At 71.1% G+C, this 12,638-nt stretch carries 13 protein-coding genes; 7 read left to right on the forward strand and 6 right to left on the reverse strand.

What is annotated here, in order from left to right:
- Positions 1-231: 231 nt before the first annotated feature.
- Positions 232-1,464: an NADP-dependent malic enzyme gene (locus tag ACIP5W_RS27675; protein ID WP_401479024.1), complete on the reverse strand. Its 1,233-nt coding sequence runs from the start codon at positions 1,462-1,464 to the stop codon at positions 232-234.
- Between the two features lie 603 nt (positions 1,465-2,067).
- Here ACIP5W_RS27675 and ACIP5W_RS27680 point away from each other — a divergent pair.
- The 4 genes from ACIP5W_RS27680 (at position 2,068) to ACIP5W_RS27695 (ending at position 5,621) form a co-directional block, all read left to right on the forward strand.
- Positions 2,068-3,036, forward strand: coding sequence for an ABC transporter substrate-binding protein (locus ACIP5W_RS27680; protein ID WP_401479027.1), 969 nt, complete (start codon positions 2,068-2,070; stop codon positions 3,034-3,036).
- 38 nt (positions 3,037-3,074) lie between these two features.
- The gene (locus ACIP5W_RS27685; RefSeq protein WP_401479030.1) at positions 3,075-4,013 is read left to right on the forward strand and encodes an amino acid ABC transporter permease; all 939 of its coding nucleotides are present in this window, start codon (positions 3,075-3,077) and stop codon (positions 4,011-4,013) included.
- On the forward strand, positions 4,010-4,783 hold the full coding sequence (locus ACIP5W_RS27690; protein ID WP_401479033.1) for an amino acid ABC transporter ATP-binding protein: 774 nt from the start codon (positions 4,010-4,012) through the stop codon (positions 4,781-4,783). The genes ACIP5W_RS27685 and ACIP5W_RS27690 overlap by 4 nt, the downstream gene beginning before the upstream one ends.
- A 208-nt stretch (positions 4,784-4,991) precedes the next feature.
- The gene (locus tag ACIP5W_RS27695) at positions 4,992-5,621 is read left to right on the forward strand and encodes a CGNR zinc finger domain-containing protein (RefSeq protein WP_401479036.1); all 630 of its coding nucleotides are present in this window, start codon (positions 4,992-4,994) and stop codon (positions 5,619-5,621) included.
- Here the strand turns inward: ACIP5W_RS27695 and sodX are convergent.
- Positions 5,525-5,959 (reverse strand): nickel-type superoxide dismutase maturation protease, encoded by a 435-nt coding sequence (gene sodX, locus ACIP5W_RS27700; protein WP_401479039.1) that lies wholly within the window; start codon positions 5,957-5,959, stop codon positions 5,525-5,527. The genes ACIP5W_RS27695 and sodX overlap by 97 nt on opposite strands.
- A 146-nt stretch (positions 5,960-6,105) precedes the next feature.
- Between sodX and sodN the strand changes: the two genes are divergently transcribed.
- Both sodN and ACIP5W_RS27710 read left to right on the forward strand, forming a co-directional pair.
- Positions 6,106-6,501, forward strand: a complete 396-nt coding sequence (gene sodN / locus ACIP5W_RS27705) for a superoxide dismutase, Ni (protein WP_356566376.1) — start codon at positions 6,106-6,108, stop codon at positions 6,499-6,501.
- A 180-nt stretch (positions 6,502-6,681) separates the two neighbouring features.
- Positions 6,682-7,434 carry a VOC family protein gene (locus ACIP5W_RS27710; protein WP_401479042.1) on the forward strand — a complete coding sequence of 251 codons (753 nt, stop codon included), beginning with the start codon at positions 6,682-6,684 and terminating at the stop codon, positions 7,432-7,434.
- An 83-nt stretch (positions 7,435-7,517) separates the two neighbouring features.
- Here the strand turns inward: ACIP5W_RS27710 and ACIP5W_RS27715 are convergent, their stop codons facing one another.
- The 4 genes from ACIP5W_RS27715 to ACIP5W_RS27730 form a co-directional block, all read right to left on the reverse strand.
- Entirely contained in the window at positions 7,518-7,793 is a 276-nt protein-coding gene (locus ACIP5W_RS27715; protein ID WP_401479045.1) for a hypothetical protein, read from the reverse strand.
- A gap of 18 nt (positions 7,794-7,811) precedes the next feature.
- Positions 7,812-8,396 (reverse strand): dihydrofolate reductase family protein, encoded by a 585-nt coding sequence (locus tag ACIP5W_RS27720; RefSeq protein ID WP_401479048.1) that lies wholly within the window; start codon positions 8,394-8,396, stop codon positions 7,812-7,814.
- A gap of 299 nt (positions 8,397-8,695) precedes the next feature.
- The gene (locus ACIP5W_RS27725) at positions 8,696-9,820 is read right to left on the reverse strand and encodes a family 2 encapsulin nanocompartment cargo protein polyprenyl transferase (RefSeq protein WP_401479051.1); all 1,125 of its coding nucleotides are present in this window, start codon (positions 9,818-9,820) and stop codon (positions 8,696-8,698) included.
- A 109-nt stretch (positions 9,821-9,929) separates the two neighbouring features.
- On the reverse strand, positions 9,930-11,336 hold the full coding sequence (locus tag ACIP5W_RS27730) for a family 2B encapsulin nanocompartment shell protein (protein WP_401479054.1): 1,407 nt from the start codon (positions 11,334-11,336) through the stop codon (positions 9,930-9,932).
- Between the two features lie 174 nt (positions 11,337-11,510).
- Here ACIP5W_RS27730 and ACIP5W_RS27735 point away from each other — a divergent pair, with 174 nt between their 5' ends.
- On the forward strand, positions 11,511-12,422 hold the full coding sequence (locus ACIP5W_RS27735) for a 1-aminocyclopropane-1-carboxylate deaminase/D-cysteine desulfhydrase (RefSeq protein ID WP_401479057.1): 912 nt from the start codon (positions 11,511-11,513) through the stop codon (positions 12,420-12,422).
- The last annotated feature ends 216 nt before the right edge of the window (positions 12,423-12,638 follow it).

The following is a 12,638-nucleotide window of genomic DNA, read 5'->3' on the forward strand; positions in this document are numbered from 1 at the left end:
CATGCCCTCTTGCGCGACCGGCTCACGGACGTGAGCGGACGCCCTCGAGGGGCGGCTCGCGGGGCGGGGAGACGCGTGACCGGCCCTCGTGCCCCGCGGCCGCCCCACGACCGCCACTGCCGCCGCTGCCGCCACCGGGGACGAGGCTCCCTCCTCGATCCACCCGGACGGGTGCCCGGACAGGAAAAACGGCCCCGCCCGAGGAACGGGCGGGACCGTCTCGGCCGTACGTCAGCGGCGGGCGACCCCTTCGGCACGGGCAGCCGCGGCGACCGCCGCGGTGACCGCCGGAGCGACCCGCTCGTCGAACGGCGAGGGAATGACGTAGTCCGCCGCGAGGTCGTCGCCGACGACACCCGCCAGCGCCTCGGCCGCCGCGATCTTCATGCCCTCGGTGATCCGGGACGCCCGCACCTGGAGCGCACCGGCGAAGATCCCCGGGAACGCCAGCACGTTGTTGATCTGGTTCGGGAAGTCCGACCGCCCGGTCGCGACGACCGCCGCGTACTTGTGGGCGACCTCGGGGTGGATCTCCGGGTTGGGGTTGGCCATCGCGAACACGAAGGCACCCTTCGCCATCGAGGCGACCGCGTCCTCCGGGACCGTACCGCCGGAGACGCCGATGAAGACGTCCGCGCCGGACAGCGCGTCCCCGAGGGAGCCGGTGAGGCCGGCCTTGTTGGTGAACCCGGCCACATCGCGCTTGACGTCGGTCAGGTCCTCGCGGTCCGCCGAGACGACGCCCTTGCGGTCGGTGACCGCGACGTCTCCGATGCCGGCCTCGACCAGCATCCGGGCGATGGCGACACCGGCCGCGCCGGCGCCCGAGATGACGGCCCGCAGGTCCGCGATGGAACGTCCGCTCAGCCGGGCCGCGTTGCGCAGCGCCGCCAGCGTCACGACCGCCGTACCGTGCTGGTCGTCGTGGAAGACCGGGATGTCGAGCCGTTCCTGGAGCCGGCGCTCGATCTCGAAGCACCGCGGTGCCGAGATGTCCTCCAGGTTCACTCCGCCGAACGAGGGCGCGAGGCGCACCACGGTCTCGACGATCTCGTCCACGTCCGTGCAGGCGAGCGCGATCGGCACCGCGTCGACCCCGCCGAACTGCTTGAAGAGGATGGCCTTGCCCTCCATCACCGGAAGGGAGGCCTCCGGCCCGATGTCCCCGAGGCCGAGCACGGCCGTGCCGTCGGTCACGACGGCGACGACGGACGACTTCCACGTGTAGTCGTTCACCAGGTCCGGCTGTTCCGCGATCGCGGTGCACACCCGCGCGACGCCGGGCGTGTAGGCGAGGGACAGGTCGTCCTTGTCGCGGATCGGAACGGTGGCCTGCACGGCCATCTTTCCGCCCCGGTGCAGCGCGAACGCCGGGTCGAACGAGTCGAGAGGCTCCGCACCGCCCTCCTGGCCCGTATGGTCCGTTTCGCTCTCGCTGCGAGGATTGACGATCTCCGCTGCCACTGTGTCTTACCCCTTAGGTCTTCATGGATGAGGGTGGCCACTCCTGGTTGAGAAGTGGGCGGGCACCGCGCAGGACCCAGCGGTGGATACGTACGGGCACTGCGCGTCGGGCGCGCCGCACACGCGCCCTGAGCCCCGGATGAGGGGTGTAAAGAACCTTCTTACCGGACGGACACCACCGACGACGAGTCCATTCGGTGCAAGGTCACATGCCGCCGCCGGCAGGACTCCGCCTCCTCACCTGCACCGTCATATCCCAGTGACATGACTCATGCGTGAAGCGCGGACAAGTCTCGGCCAAACCCTTGACAAGAAGTGACTTCCCGGCGCCCGACGGAGCGTGTTCGTCCACATGGCGAGATGGGCCGAAGATCTTCCGGCTGGAAGCGGGGATGCCCGCAGATGGTCCGGCCTGGTCAGGTCGTGATGTACCGGACTGGTCGGATTCGGGTGTCGCCCGTTATCCGATTTTGACATGGCTGGCCCCCTGAATGGCGTAGTCCGAATGGCAAGATGCCGTCATCACACGAGGTCGCGACACCCGATGGTGTGTGTTCTCGTCGACCCATCGGCATCTCCATCCATCCGCCGGAGGCACTCACCATGACCGCACGCTCCATCCGCTGTACCACCGCCGCGCGCACCCGGCTCGCCGCGGTCGGAACCCTCGCGGTCACGGGCGCCCTGCTGCTCACCGCGTGCGGTGACCAGACCAAGGACGACGGCTCCGGGAGCAGCGACACCGCCTCGACCAGCACGGCCCCGCTGTCCGGCAAGCTGCCCCAGGCCATCCGTGACAAGGGCGTCATCAAGGTCGGTTCCGACATCGCGTACGCGCCGGTCGAGTTCAAGGACAGCTCCGGCAAGGTGGCCGGCATCGACCCGGACATCGCGGCCGCCATGGGCGAGCAGCTCGGCGTGAAGTTCGAGTTCCAGAACGCCACGTTCGACACCCTCATCGGTGGTCTGGCGTCCAAGCGCTACGACATCGCCATGTCGGCCATGACCGACACCAAGGACCGCCAGGAAGGCGTCGACTCCGACACCGGCAAGAAGGTCGGCGCGGGCGTCGACTTCGTCGACTACTTCACCGCGGGCGTCTCCCTCTACACCAACAAGGGCGACAGCAAGGGCATCAAGACCTGGGACGACCTGTGCGGCAAGACGATGGCCGTGCAGCGCAACACCTTCTCCCACGACCTCGCCAAGGACCAGGCGGAGAAGTGCAAGAAGGACGGCAAGGCGGCCCTCAAGATCGAGGACTTCGCCACCAACCCCGAGGCCGAGACCCGGATGCGCGCCAAGGGTGCCGACGTCGTCTCCGCGGACTTCCCGATCGCCGCCTACTCCGTGAAGAACGCCGGGGGCGGCAAGTACTTCGAGATCGTCGGCGACCAGGTCGAGGCCGGCCCGTACGGCATCGCCGTCGCCAAGGGCAACACCGAGCTGCGTGACGCGCTCCAGGCGGCCGTCCAGGCGATCATCGACAACGGCGAGTACAAGAAGATCGTCGAGAAGTGGGGTGTCGCGGACGGCGCGGTCACCGAGTCCAAGATCAACGGCGGTTCCTGAACCGACACCGTTCGACTCGGCTCCGAAAGGCTCCACCCGTGACTGTTGACGTCAACAAGACGGACGGTCCCGACGCGACGCCCCCCGCCGGGCCGGAGGCCATCAAGGCCATCCCGGTCCGGCACCCGGGGCGATACGTTTCGGCGGTCGTCGCGCTGGCCCTGCTCGGCTCGGTCGTCTACGCCTTCGCGCAGGGCAACATCAACTGGGGCGCGATCCCCGACTACTTCTTCGACGACCGCATCCTGCACGGCGTCTGGAACACCCTGCTGCTCACCGTGCTGTCCATGGTGATCGGCATCGCCGGCGGCATCCTGCTCGCCGTGATGCGCCTGTCGAAGAACCCCGTGACCTCGTCGGTCGCATGGTTCTACATCTGGTTCTTCCGCGGCACCCCGGTCCTGGTCCAGCTGTTCGTCTGGTTCAACCTGGGCCTGGTCTTCGAGTACATCAACCTGGGTCCGATCTACAAGGACTACTGGTCGTCGTTCATGACGCCGCTGCTGACGGCGCTCCTCGGGCTGGGCCTCAACGAGGCCGCCTACATGGCCGAGATCTGCCGCGCCGGCCTGCTCTCGGTCGACGAGGGGCAGACCGAGGCGTCGCAGGCGCTCGGCATGAGCCACACCAAGACGCTCCGCCGGATCGTCATCCCGCAGGCGATGCGGGTGATCGTGCCGCCGACGGGCAACGAGGTCATCAACATGCTGAAGACGACCTCGCTCGTCTCGGCGGTGCAGTTCGCCGACCTCTTCAAGGAGGCCCAGGACATCGGTCAGAACGCCGGCTCCACGGTGGAGATGTACTTCCTCGCCGCCGCCTGGTACCTGATCATGACCTCGATCCTGAGCGTCGGGCAGTACTACGTCGAGCGGTACTACGCCCGTGGTTCGAGCCGCAGCCTGCCGCCGACGCCGCTCCAGCGCGTCAGGGCCGCCGTCCTGCCGGCGCGCCGCCCGAAGGGAGTCCCGGCATGACGCAGCCTTCCCACCCCATGGTGAAGGCCGAGGGCGTCCACAAGTCCTTCGGCCCCGTCGAGGTCCTCAAGGGCATCGATCTCCAGGTGGACTCCGGTGAGGTGTTCTGCCTGATCGGCCCGTCCGGCTCCGGCAAGTCGACCTTCCTGCGGTGCATCAACCACCTGGAGAAGGTCAACGCCGGACGCCTGTACGTCGACGGCGAGCTGGTCGGCTACCGCCAGAAGGGCGACAAGCTCTACGAGCTGAAGGACAGCGAGGTCGCACTGAAGCGCCGGGACATCGGCATGGTGTTCCAGCGGTTCAACCTCTTCCCGCACATGACCGCGGTCGAGAACGTCATGGAGGCCCCGGTCCAGGTCAAGCGCCAGAACAGGGGCCAGGCCAGGGAGCGCGCCATGCAGCTCCTGGAGCGGGTCGGCCTCGGCGACAAGGCGGGCAACTACCCCTCGCAGCTCTCCGGCGGTCAGCAGCAGCGCGTGGCGATCGCCCGCGCCCTGGCCATGGACCCGAAGCTGATGCTGTTCGACGAGCCGACCTCGGCGCTGGACCCGGAGCTGGTCGGTGACGTCCTCGACGTCATGCGCGACCTGGCGGAGTCCGGGATGACGATGGTCGTCGTCACGCACGAGATGGGCTTCGCCCGCGAGGTCGGCGACAGCCTGGTCTTCATGGACGGCGGCGTGGTGGTGGAGGCCGGCAACCCGCGCGACGTCCTGACCAACCCGCAGCACGAGCGGACCCAGGCGTTCCTGTCCAAGGTTCTCTGACCGGACGCGACGCACGACCGAGGGGCGGTACGGGGATCTGTCCCCGTACCGCCCCTCGCGTCGTGCCGGCGCCGGCAGCGGGGGGCCGAGCACGAGCCGCCGTGGAGCGGGAGCCCACTCGAAGGCCGTCCGCGTAATACCCTGGGAGCTCAGTCAGCCGTTACCCGGCCGCACCGACGACCACAGAGCCCATCCGTAAGGACTTCACGTGGAACTGGCCTATTACTCGGACTATGCCGTCCGCCTCGTCAACAGCGAGGAACCGGCCCGGGGCAAGGACTCGCTGACCTCGGTCGAGGCCGTCCGCGGCCTGTTCGCCGGCAACGCGTCGGCGGCCCGCCGCGCCACCGATGCGGACGTCACCCGGTTCCGTTCGGTCCGGGCCCGGCTGCGCGCGGTCTTCGAGGCGGCCGACCGCGGTGACGAGACCCTCGCCGTCGACCTGCTGAACTCCCTCCTGCTGGAGTTCCCCGTCAGCCCCCAGATCTCCGGGCACGAGCACCGCGACGACGACGGCAGCCCGCTGTGGCACATGCATCTCGCCGACCACCCGTCGAACGCGACCGCCGGCTTCGCGGCCATCGCCGCGATGGGCCTGGCCTTCCACCTGACGGAGTACGGCGTCGACCGGCTGGGCCTGTGCGAGGCGAGCCCGTGCCGCAACGCCTACCTGGACACCTCCACGAACCGCTCCCGGCGCTACTGCTCCGACCGCTGCGCGACCCGCGCCAACGTGGCCGCCTACCGCGCCCGCAAGCGCCTGGAGGCCGACCGGTCGGTGAGCACGGGCCTGGCCGCGGACAGCGCCCAGCGCAGCGCCGCCAGCGGCGAACGCTGATCCGCCTTGCGGGGCCGGTAGCGGAACCGCACCTTCCCGAGGATCAGCTCGTCGGGCACGGTGCCGTAGTCGGTGCTGTCACCGCCGGCGAACGCGTTGTCCCCGAGCACCCACCAGCCGCCGTCGCGGCGCTCCGCGGCCCGCTTGACGACGAGCAGGTCCTGCTGGAAGGGGTGCCGCAGCACGATCACGTCCCCCGGCCGCACCCGGGCCCCGTACCGCACCACCAGCTGATCGCCGTGGTGCAGCGTGGGAACCATGGACGGGCCGGTCACCTCGGCCAGCCCGAACGGCGCGGTGGCCCTCCCGCGCTCGGCGTCCTGCGACGGCTCCGGCATCGCCGGCACCTCCCCTGGTCCGTTCCGCCACCAGTCTCAGTCTGACCCCGGACTTTTGTCCTAAGCCCATGGGGGCACTCGCGAAAACCGTTCCCTCAGGGAGTAATGTCCCACCTGAGAAGACGATCACGAGGAAGGAACGCTCCATGCTTTCCCGCCTGTTTGCCCCCAAGGTCACGGTCAGCGCGCACTGCGACCTGCCCTGCGGTGTGTACGACCCGGCCCAGGCCCGCATCGAGGCGGAGTCGGTGAAGGCCGTGCAGGAGAAGATGGCCGCCAACGACGACCCGCACTTCCAGGCGCGCGCCACCGTCATCAAGGAGCAGCGCGCCGAGCTCGCGAAGCACCACGTCTCCGTGCTGTGGAGCGACTACTTCAAGCCCCCGCACTTCGAGAAGTACCCCCAGCTGCACCAGCTGGTCAACGACACCCTCAAGGCCCTGTCGGCCGCGAAGGCGTCGACCGACCCGAAGACGGGCGAGAAGGCGCTGGAACTCATCGCCGAGATCGACAGGATCTTCTGGGAGACGAAGAAGGCCTGACACCCGGCCGTTCCCGACACCGGCGGTCGGTGCACCACCGCCGGACGAGGGACTTCCCGCAGGGGCCCGGTCGGCACACGACCGGGCCCCTCCGGCGTGCCCGGGCGGGTGACCGGGCGTCCTCGCGGGTGCCGGGGAAACCAGGGTGGTCCCGGGCGCGCACCGGCCTACGATCGCCGCATGAGCTCCCGCACCCGCGTCCGCTGGACGTACGCCTTCCTCGACCGACCCGCCGAGCGCTTCGAGCGGGCCTGCGCGTTCTGGACCGCCGTCACCGGCACGGTCCTGTCCGAGCCCCGCGGGGACAAGGGCGAGTTCGTCACCCTCCTGCCGGAGGGGGCCGACGCCTGTGTGAAGGCGCAGGCGGTCGTTGACGGGGCGGACGGGGCGCATCTCGACTTCTGCGTCGAGGACGTGGAGGCCTTCGTCGCGGCGGCGCTGGACGCGGGGGCGCGCACGGTCGCCGGCCACGAGGGCTGGGCCGTACTGCGCTCCCCCGCAGGCCAGTTGTTCTGCGCGGTCCCCTGGCACGGCGAGGCCGCATGCCCGCCCGTGGTGGCCGGCAGCCGCCTGGACCAGGTCAGCATCGACATCCCGCCGTCCGCGTACGACGCCGAAGTCGCCTTCTGGAGCCGTCTCCTGCCCGACTGGACCTCCCGGCCGGGCTCACTGCCGGAGTTCCACGTGGTGGCGCCGCCGCCCGGACTGCCCGTGCGGGTCCTGCTCCAGCGCCTCGGTGAGGAGCGGCCCCTCTCCGCCCACCTCGACCTCGCGTGCGGCCAGGACATCGAGACGGTGCGGGCCCGGCACGAGCGGCTGGGTGCACGGTTCGTCGCCGGCCACCCCCACTGGACGGTGCTACGCGACCCGGCGGGCGGCCTGTACTGCCTGACCGGCCGGGACGCGGAGACGGGCGGGCTGCCGCGCGGTTAGGGCACCACGGGCTCCACGGTCGTCGGTGTCCCCCGGCTCTCCCCGGTGAACCGTCAGGAAACGCCCGGCCGGGGGGGCGGGCGTCAGGGGGCGGGGGCGGCGGGGGTGCCGGGCTCGTCGGCGTGCTCCGGGGAGTCGGGGCGGCCGTGCTGTTCGACGGGCTCGGAGTGGCCGTGTTGTTCGACGGGCTCGGAGTGGCCGTGTTGTGCGGCCCCGGGTTCGAGGAACGAATCGCAGTCGGGGTTGTGGCACGGGCCCGCCACCCAGCGCGGCACCCACGCGCCCAGCGTCTTGTGGCGCCGGACCACCGTGTCCACGGTCTGCCCGCAGTCGGGACAGACGTGCTTTTCCCTGTCCATGCCCTCAGGGTAGGCCGGTCATCGCTTCCGCGCGTACCTGCGGACGAGGACTCCGTTGGAGAAGGTGCGCACGGACTCCAGGCCGAAGTCGGTCACGGAGAAGTCGGCGCCGAACATCGGCATGCCGGAGCCGTAGACCTGCGGGTAGGTCTTGATGACGAGTTCGTCGATCTCGTCGAGCAGTGCGCCCGCGATGCGTGAGCCGCCGCAGAGCCAGATGCCCAGCTCGCTGTCCTCGGCCTTGAGCCGGCGGACCCGAGCGACGAGGTCCGTGTCGATGATCTCGACGTTCGGGTCGGGTGAGGGGCCGAGGGTGCGGGAGGCGACGAACTCGCGCAGGTGGCCGTAGGGGCTGGTGATGCCCGCGTCGAGGGCGATCTGGTAGCTGGCCCGGCCCTGGATCACGCTGTCGAAGTTCGGGTTCCCGGCGCCCTCGATGCCCAGCTGCTCACGGCCCTGGACGGCGATGGTGTCCGGGTACACCGAGGTGAGGTAGGCGAGGAACTCCTCGTCCAGGAAGGCGAACATCGACGACGCGTCGCCCTGCGGGTCTCCGATGAAGCCGTCGATGGAGCAGGCGACGTAGTAGGTGAGCTTGCGCAAGCCGGTCTCTTTCCGTGGTCCGAACTGAACAACTTCAGTTGTAGTACTTCAACCGTAGTGGCGACAAGTGTTTTTCCGGGCCGGACCGGCAACCGCGGCAAGTGGGAGAAGGTATTCCGCATGACGGGGAGTCCTGAGCGGCGGCCCGCACGCGAAGAGGCGGGTCCCGCGCGCCGTGGGGATGCGCGGGGCCCGCCGGGCCGGACCTCTCGGGGCCCTACGGAGTCAGGAGCCGTACGGTCCCGGAGGCCCGGGGACTGCGAGGAGCGGGGGCCGCCTCGGTGGTGGGCCTGCCCTCCTCACATGCTGCGGCGCGTCACGAACTCCGCCAGGGACAGCAGGCCGCCAGCCGCTTCCGGGTCCGGGACGGCGCGGGCCAGCTCGGACATCGCCCGGGCCATGCGGTCCGCCGCCTGTTCCTGGGCCCATTCCCGGCCGCCGGCCCGCTCGACGGCCAGTGTCATGCGCTCCACGTCGTCCCCCTGCCCGCGGGGGGACGCGTACAGCTCCGCCAGTTCCACGGCGGCGGGGGTGCCGGAGCCGAGCGCGGCGATCACCGGCAGGGACTTCTTGCGGGCGACCAGGTCGGCACCCGCCGGCTTGCCGGTGTGCCGCGGGTCTCCCCATATGCCGATCACGTCGTCGATGAGCTGGAAGGCGAGCCCGGCCTGACGGCCGAACGCGTCCAGCGCCTCGACATCCTCCTCGGCCGCCCCCGCGTACAGCGCGCCGAGGGCGCAGGCGCAGCCGAGCAGGGCCCCGGTCTTGGCCTCGGCCATGGCGAGCACCTCGTCGAGGGTGACCTCGGCCGGGCCCCGCTGCTCCAGGGCGGTGTCCGCGTGCTGGCCGGCGCACAGCTCGATCACGCAGTCCGCGAGCCGGACGGCGGCGGCCGAGGACGCCGGATGCGGGTGCGCGGAGAGCATTCCGAGAGCGAGCGCCTGGAGCGCGTCCCCGGCGAGGACGGCGTCGGCGTCGCCGAACACCGTCCAGGCGGTGGGACGGTGCCGGCGGGTGGTGTCGCGGTCCATCACGTCGTCGTGCAACAGCGTGAAGTTGTGGACCAGTTCGACGGCGGCGGCCGCCGGCAGGGCCGCCGTCCTGGCCGCCGGGCCGCCCAGCGCGGTGGCCGCGGCGAGCACCAGCGCGGGCCGGATCGCCTTGCCCGCGTTGCCCGCGGCCGGTGTGCCGTCGGCGTGTTCCCAGCCGAAGTGGTAGAGCGAGATCCGCCGCATCGAGCCGGGCAGCGAGTCGATCGCCGCACGGAGCGCGGGGTCGACAAAACCCCGGGTCTCCTCCAGGATCGCGGCCGCCTCGTGCCCGTCGAGCGCTCCGGGGCCACTGTCGGTCCGACTCGGGACGCTCCGTCCTCTCTCCCGTGCCGCGCCGGGGTGCGGCCTGGCCCGCGTCACGTACTCGGTCATCGAGTCTCCCTCGCCGGGGCCGTGCACGGCGGCGGATGCGCGGCCGTGCGCGGCCCCCCTGGGTGTACCCGCCCGGGTGGGCGGGGACACGGCGTCCGCACGGGCCGGGTCACCGCCAGCGGCCGATCTCGACGTTCTCCAGCACGCCCAGCGCGTCCGGAACCAGCACCGCCGCCGAGTAGTAGGCCGTGACCAGGTACTTGATGATGGCTTGTTCGTTGATGCCCATGAACCGCACGGACAGGCTCGGCTCGATCTCGTCCGGGATGCCGGACTGGCGCAGGCCGATGACGCCCTGGTCCTGCTCGCCGAGGCGCATCGCGATGATCGAGCTGGTGCGTGCCTCGGTCACCGGGATCTTGTTGCACGGGTAGATCGGCACTCCCCGCCAGGTGGGGATCCGGTTGCCGGCGACGTCGATCGTCTCGGGGACGAGCCCCCGCTTGTTGAGTTCGCGGCCGATCGCGGCGATCGCGCGCGGGTGGGCGAGGAGCATCTTGGTGCCGCGCCGGCGGCTGAGCAGCTCGTCGAGGTCGTCCGGGCCCGGCACACCGTCGTGCGGCTGGATCCGCTGGTCGTACTCGCAGTTGTGGAGCAGACCGAACTCACGGTTGTTGACCAGCTCGTGCTCCTGACGCTCCTTCAACGCCTCGACCGTCAGCCGCAGCTGCTGCTCGGTCTGGTTCATCGGCTGGTTGTACAGGTCGGCCACGCGCGAGTGGATGCGCAGGACGGTCTGGGCGATGCTCAGTTCGTACTCGCGCGGCCGGGCCTCGTAGTCCACGAAGGTGTGCGGGATGTCCGGCTCGCCGGCGTGCCCCGCGGCCAGGTCGACGGCCTTCTCGCCGTAGCGGTTGGTCGACTGCGCGGGGATCGAGCGCAGGCTCCGCAGGTGCTCGGCCAGTGAGCCGGCGCGCTCGGCGACCTGCTCGAAGTCCTGGCGGGACAGGATCAGCACGGTGCAGGCGGTGTCCGCGCGGGCGGTGTACTCCCAGATGGCGTCCGGGTCGAGCAGTGCCTGGTCGCCGAAGTACGCGCCGTCGGCGAGGACTCCGAGGACCTGGTCGTCGCCGTAGGGGCCGGTGCCGACCTTCTCGACCCTGCCGTGCGCGAGGAGGTAGACCTTGTCGGTCCGGCTGCCGAAGGAGACGACGACTTCGCCCGGCGCGTACTCCCGCTGCCGGCAGCGGGAGGCCAGCTCCGAGAGCACGTCCTCGTCCTCGTAGGACCGCAGCGCGGGCAGCTCGCCCAGCTCCGCGGGAATGACCTCGACACGGTCCCCGGTCTTGACGAAGGTGACGCGACCGTCACCGACGGCGTACGTCAGGCGCCGGTTCACCCGGTACGTGCCGCCCTGCACGTCGACCCAGGGCAGATTCCGCAGCAGCCAGCGAGAGCTGATCTCCTGCATCTGCGGTACGGACTTGGTGGTGGTGGCCAGGTTCCGCGCGGCCGCGGTGCCGAGGCTCTGCTGCGGCTTGCCCTGCTCAGCGCGGACTTCTTCGCCTACCGACATAGAGAATTGCCCTCCCGGTGATGCGCCGGAGCCGTACTGCGCCGGCGCACTGTTCTCGCGGACAAGCCTTCCATCACTCAAAGTGTTCGTGCCATTACCCGAAAGAGCGGGAATGGATCATCGGCGGTGTGGGCACGGCGGGTCTTCGCACGAACGGTGTTCGACAATGACGGGGTGACCAGGCCCCTTCCGTTCGACTCCGCCGCGCTGCGCCCCCGGCTGCCCTCGCCGTTGGAGGAGGTGGCCGACGACCGGTTCGCCCGGCACGGTGTACGGCTGCTCCTCAAGCGGGACGACCTGATCCACCCGGAGCTGATCGGCAACAAGTGGCGCAAGCTCGTGCCGAACCTGGCGGCGGCGGCCGGGCGGCCGGTCGTCACGTTCGGGGGCGCGTACTCCAACCACCTGCGGGCGACGGCCGCCGCCGGCCGCCTGCTGGGCCTGCCCACGGTCGGGGTGGTGCGCGGCGACGAGCTGGCCGACCGCCCGCCGAACCCCTCGCTGGCCCGCTGCGCGGCCGACGGAATGCGGCTGCACTTCGTCGACCGGGCGACCTACCGCCGCAAGGCCGACCCCGCCACGCTGGCGGCGGTCCTGCGCGCGGCGGACGCCGAGGACGCGTACGTGGTGCCCGAGGGCGGCAGCAACGCGCCGGCCGTCCGCGGCTGCCGGGCTCTCGGCGAGGAACTGCGCGCCCACGCCGATGTCGTGGCCCTCGCCTGCGGCACCGGCGGCACCCTCGCGGGCCTCGCCGCCGGCCTGGGCCCCGGCCGGCGGGCCCTCGGCATACCGGTCCTCAAGGGCGGCTTCCTCGGCGACGGGATACGGGCCCTGCAGCAGGAGGCCTTCGGCGGCCCGGTGGGCGACTGGCGGCTGGACGAGCGCTTCCACTTCGGCGGGTACGCCCGCACCACTCCCGCGCTCGAGGACTTCGCGCGGGACTTCGAGGAGCGGCACGGCCTGCCGGTCGAGCGTCTCTATGTCGCCAAGTCGCTGTACGGACTTGTCGTCCTCGCCGAGGAGGGCGCCTTCCCGCGCGGGACACGGCTCGCGGCGGTCGTGACGGGAGCACCGTTCACTTCCTGACCGGCCCGCCCGCCCCACGCTCCGGACCGCCCGACACCGCCAGGGTGGTTGGGGGGGGGGGGGGGGGGGGGGGGGGGGGGGGGGGCGGGGGGGGGGGGCGCGCCCCCCCCCCCCCGCCCCCGGGGCGCGAGGCGATCGACCGGGCGGGAGCCGCGGACGCCCGCGGCACGCAGCCGGCCGGCCCTCGCCCGGTGGTCCCCCTGCGAGCCGCGGCAA

Source organism: Streptomyces sp. NPDC088766 (assembly GCF_044750845.1).
Taxonomy (GTDB): domain Bacteria; phylum Actinomycetota; class Actinomycetes; order Streptomycetales; family Streptomycetaceae; genus Streptomyces.

What these genes read in the sequence shown, in the direction of transcription:
- ACIP5W_RS27690 (WP_401479033.1), top strand. Translation starts at nt 4,010, where the DNA reads ATGACGCAGCCTTCCCACCCCATGGTGAAGGCCGAGGGCGTCCACAAG.
- sodX (WP_401479039.1), bottom strand. Translation starts at nt 5,959, where the DNA reads ATGCCGGAGCCGTCGCAGGACGCCGAGCGCGGGAGGGCCACCGCGCCG.
- ACIP5W_RS27730 (WP_401479054.1), bottom strand. Translation starts at nt 11,336, where the DNA reads ATGTCGGTAGGCGAAGAAGTCCGCGCTGAGCAGGGCAAGCCGCAGCAG.
- ACIP5W_RS27725 (WP_401479051.1), bottom strand. Translation starts at nt 9,820, where the DNA reads ATGACCGAGTACGTGACGCGGGCCAGGCCGCACCCCGGCGCGGCACGG.
- ACIP5W_RS27715 (WP_401479045.1), bottom strand. Translation starts at nt 7,793, where the DNA reads ATGGACAGGGAAAAGCACGTCTGTCCCGACTGCGGGCAGACCGTGGAC.
- ACIP5W_RS27680 (WP_401479027.1), top strand. Translation starts at nt 2,068, where the DNA reads ATGACCGCACGCTCCATCCGCTGTACCACCGCCGCGCGCACCCGGCTC.
- sodN (WP_356566376.1), top strand. Translation starts at nt 6,106, where the DNA reads ATGCTTTCCCGCCTGTTTGCCCCCAAGGTCACGGTCAGCGCGCACTGC.
- ACIP5W_RS27710 (WP_401479042.1), top strand. Translation starts at nt 6,682, where the DNA reads ATGAGCTCCCGCACCCGCGTCCGCTGGACGTACGCCTTCCTCGACCGA.